This is a genomic window from Faecousia intestinalis (assembly GCF_040096185.1).
Taxonomy (GTDB): Bacteria; Bacillota; Clostridia; order Oscillospirales; family Oscillospiraceae; genus JAZOXB01.
This window is the reverse complement of the sequence record NZ_JBBMFF010000221.1, coordinates 1-17,057: the sequence shown is the minus strand read 5'-3', so window position 1 is coordinate 17,057 and position 17,057 is coordinate 1. Positions and strand designations below refer to the sequence as shown.

Annotated in this window: 14 protein-coding genes and 1 tRNA gene; 9 read left to right on the top strand and 6 right to left on the bottom strand. The window is 51.0% G+C overall.

The window, feature by feature from the left end; translation table 11 throughout:
* Both WMO66_RS08230 and WMO66_RS08225 read left to right on the top strand, forming a co-directional pair.
* Entirely contained in the window at nucleotides 1–2,085 is a 2,085-nt protein-coding gene (locus tag WMO66_RS08230; RefSeq protein WP_349135938.1) for an AIPR family protein, read from the top strand.
* 19 nt (nucleotides 2,086–2,104) lie between these two features.
* On the top strand, nucleotides 2,105–2,527 hold the full coding sequence (locus WMO66_RS08225) for a very short patch repair endonuclease (RefSeq protein WP_349135937.1): 423 nt from the start codon (nucleotides 2,105–2,107) through the stop codon (nucleotides 2,525–2,527).
* Nucleotides 2,528–2,673: 146 nt separating this feature from the next.
* On the opposite strand, the gene WMO66_RS08220 is transcribed toward WMO66_RS08225, so the two are convergent.
* On the bottom strand, nucleotides 2,674–3,543 hold the full coding sequence (locus WMO66_RS08220; RefSeq protein ID WP_349135936.1) for a hypothetical protein: 870 nt from the start codon (nucleotides 3,541–3,543) through the stop codon (nucleotides 2,674–2,676).
* Nucleotides 3,536–6,607 carry an RNA dependent RNA polymerase gene (locus WMO66_RS08215; RefSeq protein ID WP_349135935.1) on the bottom strand — a complete coding sequence of 1,024 codons (3,072 nt, stop codon included), beginning with the start codon at nucleotides 6,605–6,607 and terminating at the stop codon, nucleotides 3,536–3,538. The genes WMO66_RS08220 and WMO66_RS08215 overlap by 8 nt, the downstream gene beginning before the upstream one ends.
* 128 nt (nucleotides 6,608–6,735) lie before the next feature.
* Between WMO66_RS08215 and WMO66_RS08210 the strand changes: the two genes are divergently transcribed.
* From WMO66_RS08210 to WMO66_RS08190, 5 genes are all read left to right on the top strand, one after another.
* Nucleotides 6,736–6,945 carry a helix-turn-helix domain-containing protein gene (locus WMO66_RS08210; RefSeq protein WP_349135933.1) on the top strand — a complete coding sequence of 70 codons (210 nt, stop codon included), beginning with the start codon at nucleotides 6,736–6,738 and terminating at the stop codon, nucleotides 6,943–6,945.
* Nucleotides 6,945–7,391 carry a helix-turn-helix domain-containing protein gene (locus tag WMO66_RS08205; RefSeq protein ID WP_349135932.1) on the top strand — a complete coding sequence of 149 codons (447 nt, stop codon included), beginning with the start codon at nucleotides 6,945–6,947 and terminating at the stop codon, nucleotides 7,389–7,391. The genes WMO66_RS08210 and WMO66_RS08205 overlap by 1 nt, the downstream gene beginning before the upstream one ends.
* Nucleotides 7,388–7,750, top strand: coding sequence for a hypothetical protein (locus WMO66_RS08200; RefSeq protein ID WP_349135931.1), 363 nt, complete (start codon nucleotides 7,388–7,390; stop codon nucleotides 7,748–7,750). The genes WMO66_RS08205 and WMO66_RS08200 overlap by 4 nt, the downstream gene beginning before the upstream one ends.
* Before the next feature lie 368 nt (nucleotides 7,751–8,118).
* Nucleotides 8,119–9,321: a tyrosine-type recombinase/integrase gene (locus tag WMO66_RS08195; RefSeq protein WP_349135930.1), complete on the top strand. Its 1,203-nt coding sequence runs from the start codon at nucleotides 8,119–8,121 to the stop codon at nucleotides 9,319–9,321.
* Entirely contained in the window at nucleotides 9,285–10,781 is a 1,497-nt protein-coding gene (locus tag WMO66_RS08190; RefSeq protein WP_349135929.1) for a tyrosine-type recombinase/integrase, read from the top strand. Before WMO66_RS08195 ends, WMO66_RS08190 begins: the two co-directional genes overlap by 37 nt.
* A 71-nt stretch (nucleotides 10,782–10,852) precedes the next feature.
* On the opposite strand, the gene WMO66_RS08185 is transcribed toward WMO66_RS08190, so the two are convergent.
* The 4 genes from WMO66_RS08185 to WMO66_RS08170 all read right to left on the bottom strand — a co-directional run bounded on the left by WMO66_RS08185 (nucleotide 10,853) and on the right by WMO66_RS08170 (nucleotide 14,505).
* Entirely contained in the window at nucleotides 10,853–11,791 is a 939-nt protein-coding gene (locus WMO66_RS08185) for a hypothetical protein (RefSeq protein ID WP_349135928.1), read from the bottom strand.
* Between the two features lie 826 nt (nucleotides 11,792–12,617).
* The gene (locus tag WMO66_RS08180; RefSeq protein ID WP_349135927.1) at nucleotides 12,618–13,442 is read right to left on the bottom strand and encodes a DUF4868 domain-containing protein; all 825 of its coding nucleotides are present in this window, start codon (nucleotides 13,440–13,442) and stop codon (nucleotides 12,618–12,620) included.
* Between the two features lie 192 nt (nucleotides 13,443–13,634).
* Nucleotides 13,635–14,255, bottom strand: coding sequence for a KwaA family protein (locus tag WMO66_RS08175; RefSeq protein ID WP_349135926.1), 621 nt, complete (start codon nucleotides 14,253–14,255; stop codon nucleotides 13,635–13,637).
* Nucleotides 14,256–14,429: 174 nt separating this feature from the next.
* Nucleotides 14,430–14,505 (bottom strand) — tRNA-Pro (locus tag WMO66_RS08170).
* Nucleotides 14,506–14,867: 362 nt separating this feature from the next.
* Here WMO66_RS08170 and trmB point away from each other — a divergent pair.
* Together trmB and rpoD are read left to right on the top strand one after the other, a co-directional pair.
* Nucleotides 14,868–15,557, top strand: a complete 690-nt coding sequence (trmB, locus tag WMO66_RS08165) for a tRNA (guanosine(46)-N7)-methyltransferase TrmB (RefSeq protein ID WP_349135925.1) — start codon at nucleotides 14,868–14,870, stop codon at nucleotides 15,555–15,557.
* Nucleotides 15,558–15,750: 193 nt separating this feature from the next.
* Nucleotides 15,751–16,896 carry an RNA polymerase sigma factor RpoD gene (gene rpoD, locus WMO66_RS08160; RefSeq protein WP_349135924.1) on the top strand — a complete coding sequence of 382 codons (1,146 nt, stop codon included), beginning with the start codon at nucleotides 15,751–15,753 and terminating at the stop codon, nucleotides 16,894–16,896.
* Nucleotides 16,897–17,057: the final 161 nt, after the last annotated feature.

The following is a 17,057-nucleotide window of genomic DNA, read 5'->3' as shown; positions in this document are numbered from 1 at the left end:
ATGATTTCGGTCGACGAATTCAGAGAAAGCTATATTAATGAAGATATTAATGCACAAGCCGTGAACACTTCAAGATATCCTATCGAAGTGTTTATTGAAAATGCCGTCGATATTCTTCAGAATGACTATTTATTGGTTGGCGGCATGGAGCAATGTTACTATGAATACAGCAGGGGTTCGAAGAGCATGCGAATTGATGCTGCTTATCTGGATTTGCCGGCCAACACATTGAACCTCCTTTATGCTGATTATAATAGCGGAGCAGTCAAGAGTATTACAAACACTTTCATTTCGGCCAAAAGTCGGCTTCTACTTAATTTTCTCGTAAATTCTCTGAAGGGACATTTTGCAAACGCAGAGCTGTCGGATCCGGCTGTTCAATTAGCGAGGAACATTAAGGCAAACTTCGACTATATAGGGAAGATCCATCTATTTATAATAAGCACAGATAAGCTAAGTTCTACCGTTAAGAAACTTTCTGTCGAGCCATTATCTTGGAATGGTCGCACGGTTGAAGTTGTGTTAGATGTCTTGGATATAGAGAAAATCTACCGATCAAAAATGGTTGGATTTAAGAAAGAAGACATTGTTATCTGCTGCGAAGACTATGGAATCGATGGTATTCCGTGCATCAAAGCTGATATCGATACCCAACAGTATGATTCCTACCTTGCGATTGTTCCCGGCAAATTTCTATCGGATATTTATAAAAAATATAGTTCCTCGCTCCTTGAGTCAAATGTCAGATCATTTTTGAAATTTAACGGTGGGGTTAATAAAGGCATACGTGGAACAATTCTCAATCAAAAATCCAGATTTTTTACATACAATAATGGAATTTCTACTACAGCATCTGCAATAGAGGTTGATCGCGGAAAGAACGGCGAGCTAATAATCACAGCCTTCACCAACTTGCAGATAATAAATGGAGGTCAAACTACAGCTACTTTAGCGGCAACCAGTATAAAGAACAATGCAGATCTCTCTGGTATCTATGTCCAAATGAAACTTACAGTGCTCAAAGAATCTGATCCTGATTTGATTCGCTGCATTGCAACATATGCTAATAGCCAAAACAAGGTAAAGACCGCAGATCTTAATTCCAGCCATCCTTTCTATGTCCGTGTTGAAGAATACTCAAGAAAAGTTTATGCGCCAGCGGCTGAAGGTCAAATCGTGCAGACGCTTTGGTTCTTTGAACGCACGAGAGGACAGTATGAGCAACCGCTTATGCAGATGACAAAAGCCCAGCGCGAGGATTATAAACTTGTACGCCCTAAGTCAAAAAAGTATACGCTTGCAGATCTTGCCAAGTATATGAATGCCGCAGATATACTTCCACACTATGTTTCATGGGGCGGTGAGGTCAATGCAGCACATTTTCATAATAATATGGTGAAGCAGTGGGACAAGGATAATAGCGTATATAACGAACTGTTTTACAAGGAACTGATTGGAAAGAAGATTCTGTTTGAGCATATTGGAAACATCGTTTCTAATCAGGTTTGGTATCAGGAGAACAGAGCCTACCGCCCTCAGCTGATTGCTTATACATTTGCAAAACTTGTTTTTGTGGCCCAAAAAGTAAATAAGCAAATAAACTATAGGCTAATTTGGGACTTGCAAGAAGTTCCGTCATGTATTGATGAGGATATTGCTGCGATCTCAAAAATTGCATTTGATGTTATGTATGATGAGAACCGTCCTACTGCGAATATCGAGAGCTATTGCAAGCGAGAAGAATGTTGGACAAATGTTGCTAAGCAGAATTATACGCTCAGCGAAGACGGTTATGGTGTCTTGATAACTCCTGCGGAAAAACAGGAAGAATCTGTGCGAGCAAAAAAGGATCAAAGAATTGCCTCAGGGATTGAAGATGAACTGGGAATATTCAGAAAGGGAAGTGACTATTGGAAAAGCCTCGCAGAAAAGGGAAAAAGTCAAAATGTTTTGAGCAGCAAAGACTTGAGTATTATTGATAATGCAGTTAAATACTGTGAGTTTGTTTACACATCTCTTTACCCCAAGCAAGTCAAGGAAATAAATATTGTCCTAAATAAACTGAAAGAAAACGGCATTGAATAATTCATTCGGTAATATCATTATGGATAATAGATCAAAAGAAGCGCGGAGTAAAAACATGTCGCATATTCCGAGCAAAGATACAAAACCGGAGGAAACGGTTCGGAAGTACCTGTTTTCTCAAGGGTTTCGTTATAGAAAAAATGTTGCTAATCTACCTGGAAAACCGGATATTGTTCTTCCTAAATACAAAACAGTAGTTTTTGTTAACGGATGCTTTTGGCATGCACATGAGGGCTGCAAATGGTTTGTGCCGCCAAAGAGCAATACGGAATTTTGGGAAAAGAAATTTCAATATAACAGATCACGAGACAAGGAGAACTATTTGAAACTCCGAGCTTTGGGGTGGAAAGTAATCATTATTTGGGAATGTGAAATACGACATGGTAATCCTCAGGTGGCGTTTGACGATTTAATAAAAGAGATAACTAACAATGGAAAGTAGATCTGTATGCAATAGTAATTATTTCATAGTCAGTGCTATTGCGCGGCAGCTCAAAGACTGCACCGCCATAGACAAGGAAAATACTTTCAATATCCAGACGGAAATACAGCGGGACAGGCCGTAAAAGCTTGTCCCGCTGTCCGTATTTATGGAAGACATTCTTCCGCGACCCGATACCGGCTGATGCCAAAGGCGTTGCTCCGCTCCACGATCTCCGCTGGGATTTTGGGCAGATACTTCTTGCTGAAGCTGGTGTCCCCGAAGTAGGCGTCAAAGCTTGCCACCGGCAGGACGACCCATTCGCTATCATCCTGCCGGTTGGTGAGGTAATAGCGGATCAGAGTGCAGACAACCTCGGATGGAATTTCCTTCGGAAGCGCCGCTTTCACTTTCTCAGTCAGCTCTGGCGGCAGCTCCGGTCCCTCTTTGCGCAGTGGGCCAAGCTCCAGCGCATCGGCAAGGACATCATCAAAACGCAGCGTCCAGGCGCCCTTGGTTTGGGGCGCGAAAATCGGGATCTGATACTGTATCACCTTGCTTCGCCATGCGGCGGCAAACTTCGAGCGAATGACCTCCGCATATTTGAGCGAGGTGCTGCGCACCTTTTCCGGGCGCGCCAGCATGAAGTCCGCCGTGCGGAGCACATGACGGAGGAACCAGCCGACCCCATCCGCATCCACCAGCTCCGGGAACTCTGTATGCAGCTCCGAAAAATCCGTCTGGAACTGCCACTCCTTACCCTGCACACGCTTTCCATCATCCGGCACACTGCACCAGGCGCAGAGCGCACGGCGGGCGTAGTCGATCCGGTCATGCGTATCTCCCGAAACGACCGCGCCGTCCTTGCTGTGGAACAGATATCCGCGGGCCAGAATGGTCAAAATCCGCGCCATCCCCTCAAACTCCAGGATCGTGGCAAAGGTAAACCGGCCCAGCCAGGTCGTGTCGCTCTTCTTGCTGGCGGTATAGGAAACCGTTCCGGTATATGCGCAGAATTCCTCCCATTCGTTAATCATCCTGCACCTCCAGAACATTTTTCTCGATATACTCCGGCAGCAGATCCCATAGCAGGTCACGCCTGCCGAGGGCTACCACATAGCGCACGGCCAAAGTCGGTCTTACGATAGTAGTCAGCAGCTCCCGGCACTTGGCCGTCACCGCATCACGGTAGCTCCGGGAGGCGGACTTGTCTGCGAAGGCTCTCATCATGGCGGTGAAGGCTTTCGAGTCGCTTTCGCGGAACAGCTGCTTTTTCTCCCTGCCGGTGTTCTCGTCCTCCATATCGCAGACAATGTCTCCGAGGATGCGATAGCCGCCGAAGCGGAAATCGGTCAGCAGATCGAAGACATCCTCGAACTCCGGCTCCGGCAGCCATTCCCGCAGGAAGCGCTCCCGTGCATCCTCGTCCATGAGGTGCCAGGCCTGCTCCCGCATGGCCTGCCGCAGAGCGGACACCCTTTCCGGCGGCAGGTTGCCGAACAGGGCGTACAGCTCGTCGGGATCGTATTCATCCTCCTGCCCTCTGGCATACAGAATGCGCTCCACATCGCTCTTCCGCTTTTTCTCCTTCACTGGAACGCGGCAGGCTCGGATGCGGGAAAGACAGGCATCGAGATCCCGCAGCAGCGCATCCACCGCCGCCAGCTTATCGGAATTCAGATGCTCCTTCCAGTCCGGCTGCCGGGCAAAGGAAAACAGTTCCTCATCCTTGGCGGGCTTTGCCTTGATATGCGGCGTGTTCTTTTTCAACTGCTGCGCCAGATACGGCAGGCGCTCCACGTTGGAGTCCACCTTGCTCCAATCCACCTTCTTGAAAAACGCCTTCACCTTGGCCGCATGGGTAGGCTCATACCAGGCACGCCGGGTCTCCATTTCTTCTACCAGCGTTTTATATTTGAGAAAGTCGCTGCGCCTGACGGTCTTATGGATCAGGTACTCATCCAGATCCGGGCGGATGCCGCTCTTGGCCGAGTCGATCTCCAGCCCGGTGAGGATGGCCAATGTCTCCGTCTCCTCCCGGCAGCGCTCACGCTCCTCGACGTCGGAGTTTTCGTTGTAGGCAATGATGCTGCGGTCCAGCGCGGCGTTGCAGATCTGGCCGACGCGGGAGGAGAAGGTACTGCGAACCGTTTCAAAGCGGGCCTCCCAGTCATCGGCATTGCGGATCTGTGGCTGGGCCGTGGGGATCATCAGCAGCGGCAGGTTGTGTGATCTGGAAAATACGCTCCGCGGCCGCGGAGGATCGTGATAGATGTTTCGCTTCACGCATTCGTTCAAAATGGGATCGCTGATCGTCTTGATCATATCGCCGTCGTAGTCGGCACCGCCCAAACGCTCCGCGGCGAGTGAAGTGTAGCCAACCATAACAACATCCGTCAGATGGCCGAGATACTGATCGCGTAGATTTTTACTGTCTTCAAGAGGATAAAGCTGCATTTCTTCATTCCGGGCAATGTGTGGATTGCGCAGCAGCGTGCAGACATGACCGGACTGGTAAGCCGCGCCCGGAGCAAAGAAATTCTGATGGTTCAACTCCAGCCCCCAGCGAAAATTGATAAAGGTATTCGTTTTTTTACTTGTTCCGGTTTTCGTAACAGGCAGGCAGTTCAGAAAATCCAGCAGATCTCCGGAAAGATAACGGTTGTCTCCTGCTACGATCAGCCGGCCGACGGCGTACTGCTCTGCGATTTTATCGGCTTCGGCCTCCAGCCGCTTGGCATAAATCGGTTCGTTGATGAAACGAGGATTCTTTTTCAGCACGGCGGCAAGGATCTGATCCTTGCCCTGATGCCGTTCCCACCAGCTGACCCGCTCAAACTTCTCCAGAAAATAATTCTGCCGAAACGATTCGTCGGCACAGAAGCTGTAATACGCCAGTTCCGTCTGCTTGGTGAGCCAATTTCGCTCGTCCGTCTCCGGGCTGTGATCCCAGCCGTCCGGCAGATCGGCGGGGCGGAACTCATCCGCCTTGAGGGATACCGTATTCAAAAACTGATAGTTCAGTTCTGTCGTTTTCTCCGGCTTTTCCTTGCTGACATTCGTGATGTACAGCGAGTGGCGGTACTTGCGGAACACCACCCAATAGTCTTCCCAGCTCATACCGCTTCCGGTCAGCCAGCCGCAGCCCTTGAACATACTCTTGGTAAGGATGATATCGACCTTCTGAATCGGATGCTGCACGCCCCACAGATCGGTGATGGTGTCCGCACCGCTGCGGTCAAGATAATCCTTGAAATCTACCTCGTGCAGCATACCCTTCACATATGGCATACGGATCTGAAACGAGGTGTGGACTTTCTTCCCGCATAGCTTCTCGTCAACAAGCCGGGCATATTGTTTGGAGATCAGGCCCTCGCCGTCGAAGCAGGTGACCTCGACATCGGCCATCGTTTCCACCCGGTGATATTTGCGGGTGCTGTTCTGCGTCCCGTCGTCCTCCACTGTGATCACCTCTGTGGGTGGGGGCGTTCGTACCGGATTGTCAACGACCGCTACCCGGTGGGGCTGGTCAATGCCGATGCCGTCAATGCGGATACCGCTGGACAGCATCAGACCGTTGTAGGCGTAGAGCTTGCTGAGCTGGCAGTCACCGATGGTCATATCCATCATGATGCGGCGGCGCACGGTATCATAAAAATCCTCCCGGATGAAGGACAGCCGTGCCTGTCGGCTCATGCTGCCCGAACGCTCAAAGGCGAGGTAGCGATGCGGGCCGGGGCCAAAATCCAGGCTCACGCCCTCGGGGCGGAACAGGGCCTTGGCCTTTTCCTGCCGGATCAGGTGTTTCTTTCTGGCTCCGCTCCGGTCGAAGATACCGGAGAAGTCCATATAGAAAATGATGTCCGAGAGGTCAGTCACCAGCTGCCCACCGGATCTTCCGGTGAAGGCATCGCCGTGCAGCACGCACATGATCTGATAGAACAGTGCGTTATCGTCCTGCTCGTGGGGTGCGGAAAGTGATTTGCATTTCTCTGTCTCAGCGGCGCTGAGACGGAAGGTGTATGCACCGTCCTGCTCTCTGCCGTAACTGATCACGGCTCTGGCAGACAGCTCGTAGATCCTGTATTTCACCAGTAGCATCGGCTCACCTCCTGATGCTTCTATTCTATCATGAGGTTCTAAATTTGCAATAAGGATACTGCTCCCACTTTTTCAGTGGGAGCTTTTTGCTTGCAGCTCTCAACAAAAAATTATAAAGGAGGAATCCAATGCAAGAATCCACATTCACCAACTACGATCAGCTGCCGCTGTTCCTCAATGCGAACACGGTGGCGCAGGTGCTGGGCGTGTCCATCTCCAGCGCCTACGAGCTCATGCACGAAACGGGCTTCCCAGCACTGCGGATCGGCAGCCGCATCGTGGTGCCAAAAGAAAAGTTCCGTCAGTGGGTAGACACGCAGACAGAAGGTGACGCCTGATGTTCCAGCGCTGGCCCAAGCGGGATCCGAACAAGCACTACTACCTTGTTCCAAACGAAGTCTTCAATCTCGGCCTCAGCTCTCATGAGATCGCCGTCTACAATTATCTCCTGCGCTGCGAAGATCGCAGGACCTACCAGTGCCATCCCAGCTACCGCACCATCGGCCGGGCGGTGCAGCTGAGTGAAAACACTGTGCGAAAGTATGTGGCCGGTCTGGAGGAGAAGGGCCTCATCCGTACCGAACCCAGCACCGTCACAACGAAGGATGGCCGTGTGCGCAACGGAAGTCTCATCTACACCATCCGTCCCATTCAGGAAGCGTTGGAGCTGAACTACCATCGGCAGTTCCTTCAGGCGGAGCGTGACATGGAGCGGGCAAGGGCGGAGAAGCGGCTGGCCGAGTTGAATCAGCAGAATAAGAAGAAGGAGGAAGAAAGCGCATGATGCAGCAGATTGCAAACTTCATCGTGGACCATGACCCGATGATGGTCCTTCGGCGCACACACGACACAGTGCGCTACATCCGGTGGGCGTGGAACAAGGATCATGCCGACCCCATCGACGCAGAGGAGCTTCGCCTGTTCCTCTGCGATGAACACTACGGTGATCTGACCGATGAGCAAAAGACCGTTGCCCGTCGGTGTAGAGATGAAATGCGAAGTGTCTATGCGGAGCTGTGCGTGCGCTTGCTGCAAAGTGAGATCATGCTGGAGCAGGGCATGGTGCCGGACATCAGTACCTACCGCAGTGTGTTCTGCCCGGAAGGGGGTGATGCGCCGTGGATGCTTGACCGGGCGGGATGACCGAAAATCGGACCGATTTGCCGCCGACGAAAGAAAAGCAGGAGAAAGGACCGGGGTCGTAAACGCCCCGGTCCGTCCCACAAATGCCCGCAGTGCGGGCATTTTCAAGGGTTTGTGACCGGGGACAGAGGAACGCTCCTTTCGGGAGTTTGTACCCTGTGGAACGCTCCGAGTTCCAGTTTCCTCAGTGTTTTCAAGGGTTTCCGCCGACGCTCTACCGGCCCCATGCCCCGATTTTGATCCAATTTACACCTAATTTGCACTTCAAAACGCAGAAAAAGAATTGAGAAAAGCAATAGCTATTTCCGCAAAAGTGTGGTAGTTGTTTGTGTTGCAAAAAGAAAATGAATCCAAAGGAAGTGAAATACATGGCAAAACGAAGACCGGCCGGTGACGGCATGGTACGCAAGCGGGAGGACGGACGCTGGGAAGGCCGCATCGTCATTGGCCACAAGGAAAACGGCGAGCCGCTGTTCCGTCATGTCTACGCCAAGACGCAAAAGGCACTGCTGGACAAGCTCCACCAGAACATCGAGTGCTACCGTGATGTGGAGCTGACCGAGGACAGCCGCATGACGCTGGGGGAGTGGCTGGATCGCTGGCTCGTAGAGTACAAGGCGGGCACGGTGCGGCCCGGTACCCTCGAGGGCTACCGCCGCTACATCGAATACTACATCAAGCCGCAGTTGGGTGACAAGCAGATCTCGCTTATCTCTCAGCAGGACATCCAGCGGATGTACCGCCGCCTGAAAACGGAGGGGCGCATCCACGAGCATCCCGAGATGGATCATCAGCTCTCGGACTCCATGGTTCGCCATATCCATACCACCCTCCACGCCGCGCTGAAAGACGCGGTGCAGGCCCATGTCATTCCCAGAAATCCCACCGAAGGTACAACGGCGCCCAAACCCAACTACAAGCCCAAGCGCATCCTGACCGGCGAGGAGCTGGACGTCTTTCTCGCGGTGGTGGAGCGGGACGAGGTGTGGCGGGACTTCTTCCAAACGGAGCTGATGACCGGCCTGCGCCGCGGCGAGATCTGCGGTCTGCAGTGGAGCGACTTCGATGGGAATACCGGTACGCTGAAGGTATGTCGAACCCTCCACAGCCAGCGGAAGGGCGAATACACCGTCGGCGAGACGAAGACCAATCAAGGTATGCGTACCATCATTCTGCCGCACAGCGTGACCGAAATCCTACGGCGGCGCAAGGCGGATGCCATCAGCCAATGGATCTTCCCGGATCCGGTGAAGCCGGAAGATCCCGTCGATCCCAACGCGGCTTATCGCCATATGAAGACGCTGCTCCAGCGGGCAGGACTCCCCAGCATCCGCTTTCATGATCTGCGCCACACCTTCGCCACCCACGCCCTCACCAGCGGCGTAGATGCCAAAACCCTGTCGGGCATCCTGGGCCACACCAATGCGTCCTTCACGCTGGACACCTATACCCATGTTACATCGGATATGCAGAAGACAGCCTCTGGCATCGTGGGCGGCTTCATGGAGGACATCTTCGGAAAGGAGTTGAAACCGTGGCAAGAAAGCGAAAAGCCGGAGACGGAACGGTAAGACAGCGCAAGGACGGTCGGTGGGAGGGGCGCATCGTCATCGGCTACGATGATAACGGCTATCCCAAGACGAAAAATGTTCTCGCTAAAACGAAGAAGGAGTGCGTTGAGAAGCTCCAAAAGCTCAAGGAGGAATGCGGCGGGCTGAAGCCCGAAAAAGTGCGGTCTGAGATGCCCTTCGGGGACTGGCTGACATACTGGTACGAGAATCACTCCAAGCCCAAGATCCGGCCCACCACGCAGGAGACCTATGAGAGCCGCATCCGCTTGCACATCATCCCGGAGATCGGGGACATCCCGCTGAACAAGCTGACACAGAATGACCTGCAGCAGTTCTACGGTCGGCTCAAGAAAAGCGGCCGGAAGCGGTTCACCGACAAGTACGGCGAAGGACTGTCCGACCGAATGGTGCGCATGTGCCACGCCACCTGCCGCTCCGCGCTGGAGAAAGCGGTGCAGGATGGACTGATCCGTGTAAACCCCGCCATCGGCTGCAAGCTGCCGCCGAAGAAGGCACGGGAGATGCAGGTGCTGACGCGGGAGGAGTTGCAACGGTTTCTTATCCAAGCAAAGTTCGAGGGCTACTACGAAGTGTTCCTTCTGGACTTGGCTACCGGCCTGCGCCGGGGCGAGCTGATGGCGCTGCAGTGGGATGACCTCAACTTCAAGACCGGCGTGCTGAATGTGAACAAGCAGGTCTACGATGTGCGGGGCCAGCTTCAAATCAGCACGCCCAAGACGAAGAACTCCGTCCGCAAGATCGTCCTGCCGCCTGCTGTGGTAGCAGTGCTGCGGGAGTACAAAGAGACGGTGGACTCCCGCTGGATGTTCCCGTCGCCTGTCAAGGAGGACTGTCCCATTACACCCGGCGTGGTACGCCGCAGACTGCAGTTCATCTTGGAGCACGCAGGATGCAAACATGTACGCTTTCACGATCTGCGCCACACCTTCGCAACGCTGGCACTGGAGAACGGCATGGATGTGAAAACGCTCTCCGCCATGCTGGGGCATGTGTCGGCGGCCACCACGCTGGACATCTACACCCACATTACCGATGACATGCGGCTCACGGCCGCCGCCAACATCGACCGCGGCATCGGCAAAGCAGCGCCGCAGGAGGACGCTTCAGAGCCGGGGCAGGAAACTGCCCCGGCCCAGGCGGAAAAGCCGAGTATGACCGATTTCAAGCCCTACGTGGGCCGCAAGCGCAGATCCGGTACCGGCTGCGTCAGTGAGATCAACGACCACCTCTTTGAAGGCCGCTACTCCCCGACATGGATCGACGGCAAAAAACACGCGCGGAATGTGTATGCGCATACGCGCGAGGAATGTGAGGAGAAGCTGAAGGTGCTGATCGTAGAGATGAAGGCAGAGATTGCGGAAGCGCAGCGGCTGAAGAATCTGGGCGAGGACGATGGGCGACCGCCCGAGGAGAAGAAGGGCAAGCGGGTTGGAAAGTAAACTTATCCCCGACATGGGTGTCAATTCATTGGTACCTATGTCGGGGATAATTCGATATAAAATCTGAGCTTTTACCTTAGACGTTTGATCGCGTCTTCCAACTGGAAACGATCAATAGATATCATCTTAATTACTGGTTGACCATGCTCGGTATAATAAACTACCATGTTGGAAAGCAAATTGGCTTTACAGTTAATAGCCTCACGTTTCATTTCAAGCTCATCTGTCGATTTATTTAACCATTCTTTTAGTATGCTTTCTGGTAACTGAAATAGATATTCTTCGTGGCCAGACCTTAAAATCCAAGGCTTTTGGGGATCCACCCAATGTAACGAATAGTATTCGTTAAAATTGATGCGTCCATCTGTTACATGGTACAAAAATAGCATTTGCCCAGAATTTGTAATTGCCACCGCCATACGCTGACCGATTCTATCTGCTAATTCAAGTAACTGATTTTCAGTATCAATCATATCAAAATTAACTCTTCTGGAATTGAAATTAAAATTATCATATCCGATTGCCTGACAAAAAGCGCTCCAAAACGGAAGTTTGTTGAATTCAATCAGGGGAATTCGATATGTAGCAGCAAACTCTTGCGCTTGCGTCGTAAATCCGGCTAATGCCGCAATTGCGACTTGGTAGGAATATCTATCAAAAACCGGTGGATTTGCTCGACGATTTTGGCGGCGGCGAGTTGCCAATTCGGCCATATCGACAATATTGAAATTGTTGATATCTTCTCGCAAACCGAGAGCACTCCTTACTACATTAAGGCTAATCTTTTTCCTATAATCTTTGCACTCGATAAGAAGTCTTGTCTTTGAATAGAAGGGGGTTTGGACTGGCGGCTCCAGTAATACATCTGCATTATGGGCCTCACCCAGTCCCTGAATCATTTGACCGGGAGCCCCATCATAGATATACAAACCGTCAGATACTACTTCGGAAAATCCAATATGAATAAGGATACGCTTAACAAATAATTCGAACGCTTTTCCTGGGCCCATAGATGATATATCCCTCCTAATATGATTTGCTATACTGTCATAGCGGTGAACTGGTAGTCCTAAGATAAATGTGATACTACCATCCAACTAAAGCACTTTAAGATAGAAGTAATGCTCTCTTCTATTTTCAGCCTCTTAACTACATTCTTGTCATGTAACCAGCGTGCTCGAGACGGAGAACTCCATCCGCAAAATCATCCTGCTGCCCACCATGGTGGAAGTGCTGTTGAAGTATAAGAGAGAAGAATGTGGACTCTCTCGTCCCCAGTGAAGGAAGATTGCCTCATCGCGCTGGATGTCTACACTCACATTACCGATGACATGCAACGCACCATCACTGCCAACATCAACCATTGCACCGGCAAAGCAGCGCCGCAGGAGGACGCTTCACAACCGGGGCAGGAAACTGACCCGGCCATGGCGGAAAAGCCGAGGATGACCGACTCCAAGCCCTACGTGGGCCGAAGCGCAAGTCCGGCACCAGCTACGTCACTGAAATCAACGAACATCTCTTTGAGGGACGCTATTCCTCCAAATGGCTCGACGGCAAGAAACACGCCCACGATGCCTACGCACATACTTGCGAGGAGTGCGAGGAGAAGCTGAAGGCAAAGATTGTGGATTCAAAGCGGTTGATAAATCTGGACGAAGGTGATGGGCGGGGGAAGAAGTGCAAAAAGTAAAGAAAACACCGACATAGGGCATTAAGAATCCACCCCATGCCGGTGTTTGCTGTTGTTGAGATGGTAGTTTTGACTCGATATCTTCAGATTAATACAAAAATGTTATATCAAATTTGATATAATTTTGACCTAAGCAAACAAGGTTACTGAGAAGCAGGTTCAACCCACTTTTTGGCACTGGTATCGTATTCTTCATCGGTTACATCAGACCTGGTATACCGCTCGTCCAGCAAATCAATGAGGTTTTCTACCTGACCGTAATTTCTCAATACGATAGTATGGGTTTCCACATCCAAGTCAAATTTTCCGCTCCATCGGGGAAGCGTTGTAATTTTAAGATATAATTCCTCCTTGCTTTTAGTAAGCACTTTGGAATTTTTAATGCGTAACATCTTTTTTGCATAAGTCAGCTTGCTTCGCGAAATATAGTCTGCTACTTTATCCATGTTTGAAACTAAACTAAGTGTTGTAATTTCAGACGCAACACTTCGCGCCGAAACTCGAATATAATGTTCGAAATCGTAGTGCGTTTGGAGAAGATTAATGTCATTTGTGATGATATTGTTGTCAATAATCAGCAAATCAACCTTTTGACTAATTGCTAAAATAGGCTTTTTTAATTCTGTAAAGACATCATCTTGAGGAATGACATGAAATGCTAACCCCTTCCTGTTGGGGATGGCATTAGGCCAAAAATACTGGTAAGCCCAAATTATCTGTTCTCCGCGTTGATAGCGGAAAAAAATACCTTCAGCATTTTCGCGGTCAGTAACTCGATAGCTATCATAGGTTTGAATCGTTGTACAGACTGCAGCAAAAGGTGAATAATCAGTTGTTTGAGGGATAACATAGAACTTGTTTTGATTATTAGCAATATTGTCGACATGGTCATACTCAGCGGACTCATCTGCAAATTTACGCCTAATTGATTCAGCGATAGACAGTTGGAGTTTTTTCTTAAAATTCACAGATGTATCATTTCTCCTTTGAGGTACTCCCTCATAAAGGACAAATTTCTTTAGAATATGATTACCTTTCATCAGATAAAAGCTTCAAAGGTATATTCTTCATCATTGAAAATCAGATTAATCTTCTGGATAATGGATGTCCGCAAAGTTAATTCGTTGGTCTGAAGAGTTGTCGACATTCGTTTTCACCACCTAATTCTTGTTATATACTAAATAGACATTATCTGAGATTCGCTTTCGTTTGATGATTTTTTCGGCGTCGAAGTCTCCTCTTGTTATTCCAATGTATACGCTATTTTCATCGCTCGGAAAGTGAAAGTTAAAACTTTTATATCCCAGAATTGTTAGAAAAGGATTTTGATAATATAAATTAGTGTTTCGCATAAGTAATATGAGCATTATAGAAATCGCTGCGAAACTAAGAAAACCTCTTTTCTTTCCTATATCGTCCAAAACTAAAGGTGTGATATATGTTACAAAAAAAGCAACACTGTTCTCGGTCACATCAGCATCTACAGCTATATTCTCATGCTCTTCACAAAACCCAAATTTTTGAATTTTGTTAAATAGAACGTAAATCATTATGCCGATAATAAGCATGATAACGCTTAGACACAGCAAGATTACCGAAAACAAATCGGGGTGGTTTAACGCTATTAAGATAACTCCAAAATCTTTTTGAAATAGCCTTATAAAAAACTGAGAAACCAGTTTAAAATTGTTCAAGCAAAAACATCTAATTAGTATAAGCAAAAAGAGAGGTAAAAAAGATTGAATAATCAGCAACCATTTTAGGTATTTGTTTTCTTTCATACCATGCTCCTTCCCCGATATTACCGCATTTATTATAGTACAATACGGCAAAAATTACAACAACGAGTCTAAACTTGACGAAAAATATATTGAGAATGACAAGCTCACCACTTGCGCCGCAATAGACAAAGAATAAGAAAAATCCCTCTGAAATCGCTGATTTCAGAGGGATTTTGGTCCGAGTAGTGCGGCTCGAACGCACGGTCTCCTGGTCCCAAACCAGGCGCGATACCAACTTCGCTATACCCGGATATTCAATTTCTGCCATTATATCACGGCGGGGGAGAAAATCAAAGATTTTTCTGTCTGTGGTCATTCCTGTGGTCAAAGCCGCTTTTGCACCGTTTTCGGCAATCGGTGGAAATCTCGCAAACGCAGGCGTCACAAGGCTTTGCGGCGTTTTTCCCTGTCCCGTCCCGGATACCGCCACGGCACTCCCAAAGCTAGCGCTCTACCAAACTGAGCTACGCCCGGGGATATTGCCCTAATATTATACACGGGACGGGGGAGAAATGCAAGCTTTTCTACGGCTGAGATCACAATTCCCTTTACGGGCGTGCGAAAATCTGGTATAATGCAGGAAAACGAGAATGGATCCGGGAGAGAATCACCATGAGAATGAGAAAAAGACAGAATCTTGCGCCGCGGATGGAGGCCTGCCGGTCGGTATGGCTGGAGGACGCGGCTTATCTGCGCGGCAACTGGCGCTCGCTGATGCCTCAGGCGCGCGAGCTGCGGCTGGAGATCGGCTGCGGCAAGGGAAAGTTCACGGTCGAGACGGCTGCGCTGGAGCCGGACGTTCTGTTCGTCGCCGTGGAGCGCGTGCAGGAGGCACTGGTGCTGGCGATGGAGAAGGCCCTTTCCATGGGACTGAAAAACGTCTATTTCCTGAGCATCGATGCCGCCAAACTGGAGGAGTACTTCGCGCCGGGCGAGGTGGACCTGATCTACCTGAACTTCTGCGACCCGTGGCCGCGTAAAAAGAACGCCAAGCGCCGCCTGACGTTCCACACCTTCCTGAAGAGCTACCAGCGCGTGCTGCGCCTGAACGGGGAGATCCACTTCAAGACGGACAATGCGCCGCTGTTTGAGTGGTCGCTCGGCGAATTTGAGGCCTGCGGGCTGGAGATCTGCAACCTGACTCGCAATCTGCACGAGAACGGCCCCGTCGGCATCATGACGGGCTACGAGGAAAAATTCTACGCGCTCGGCACGCCCATCAACCGCTGCGAGCTCATTAACCATGGCGTCCTGCCCGATCCGGAGCCCGCAGAAAAAGACGAGCAGACGGGTATATTGTGAGATCGAACCGGGAATCCTGTGAAATAGCCGGACGGAAAAGGCCATGCGCTGCGGGCTGCGGCAGAACGGGAATATTTCTGCGTTTTTTCGATAAAAATTCTGAAAAACTCTTGCTTTGACGCAGAAAACGCGGTATAATGAGTTCCGATGCGCCCGAAAGAGCGCATCTTATCAAGCTGCAAGGAAGTGCGCTATGGCTACCTCGAAGAAAAACGGAAAATCGACAGAGGAACTGATGGCTCCTCTGAACGCGCTCATCAGCAAGGGCCGCCGCGATGGCATGCTCAGCTCCTCGGAGCTGATGGCCGCGCTGGAAAAAATGGATCTTTCCGTGGATAAGATCGAACAGGTCTACGACACGTTTGAATCCATCGGCATTCAGATCGTGAGCGGGGACACCGAGAACGATTCCGACCCGATGCAGGGCCTGCTGGACGACCTCGACATGACCGGCGCGGACCTGGATGAGGAAGAATCGCTGGTCGATCCGGTCGAGCTGGCAGCAGAATATAATCTGGACGATCCCGTCCGCATGTACCTGAAGGAGATCAGCCAGGTGCCACTGCTCTCCGCTGAGGAGGAGCAGGATCTTGCCCGCCGCGTCGCCGAGGGCGATCAGGAGGCCAAGAACAAGCTGACCGAGGCGAACCTGCGCCTTGTCGTCTCCATTGCGAAGAAGTATTCCGGCCGCGGCCTGCATATCCTCGACCTCATTCAGGAGGGCAACACGGGCCTGATCCGCGCGGTGGACAAGTTCGACTATACAAAGGGAAACAAATTCTCTACATATGCGACCTGGTGGATCCGGCAGGCGATCACGCGCGCCATTGCCGATCAGGCAAGAACGATCCGCGTTCCGGTGCATATGGTGGAGGTCATCAACAAGGCAACGCGCTGCAACCGCAAGCTCGTGCAGGAGCTCGGCCGCGAGCCGACGCTCGAGGAGATCGCCGAGGAGTTGAACCTCCCTATCGAGAAGATCATCGAGGCAAACCGCACGGCGGCGGACACGCTGTCGCTCGATACGCCGGTCGGCGACGAGGAGGATACGACCATCGGCTCCTTCGTTGAGGATGACAACACGCCGGGCCCGGCGGATGCCACGAGCAACACGCTGCTGGCCGAGGCGCTCAGCGAGATCCTCAACACGCTGACAGAGCGTGAGGCAGACGTCCTGCGCCTGCGCTTCGGCATGTACGACGGCAAGACGCACACGCTCGAGGAGGTCGGCCAGATCTTCGGCGTCACGCGCGAGCGCATCCGCCAGATCGAGAACAAGGCGATCCGAAAGCTGCGTCACCCGAGCCGCGCCAAGAAGATCCGCGATTTTTACTGCTGAATAACCAAACGCCGCTGCAGAAGGCCTGCAGCGGCGTTTTTGACGAAAAGAGGCCGCAGGTCCGGTAACGGGCCTGCGGCTGCTTTATGTGCGCCCGGTGAGCGCACGTTCTATAGGGTGAAAGTCCCGAGTCCGCCCGGTAGCGGGAAGGGCTAGCCAAA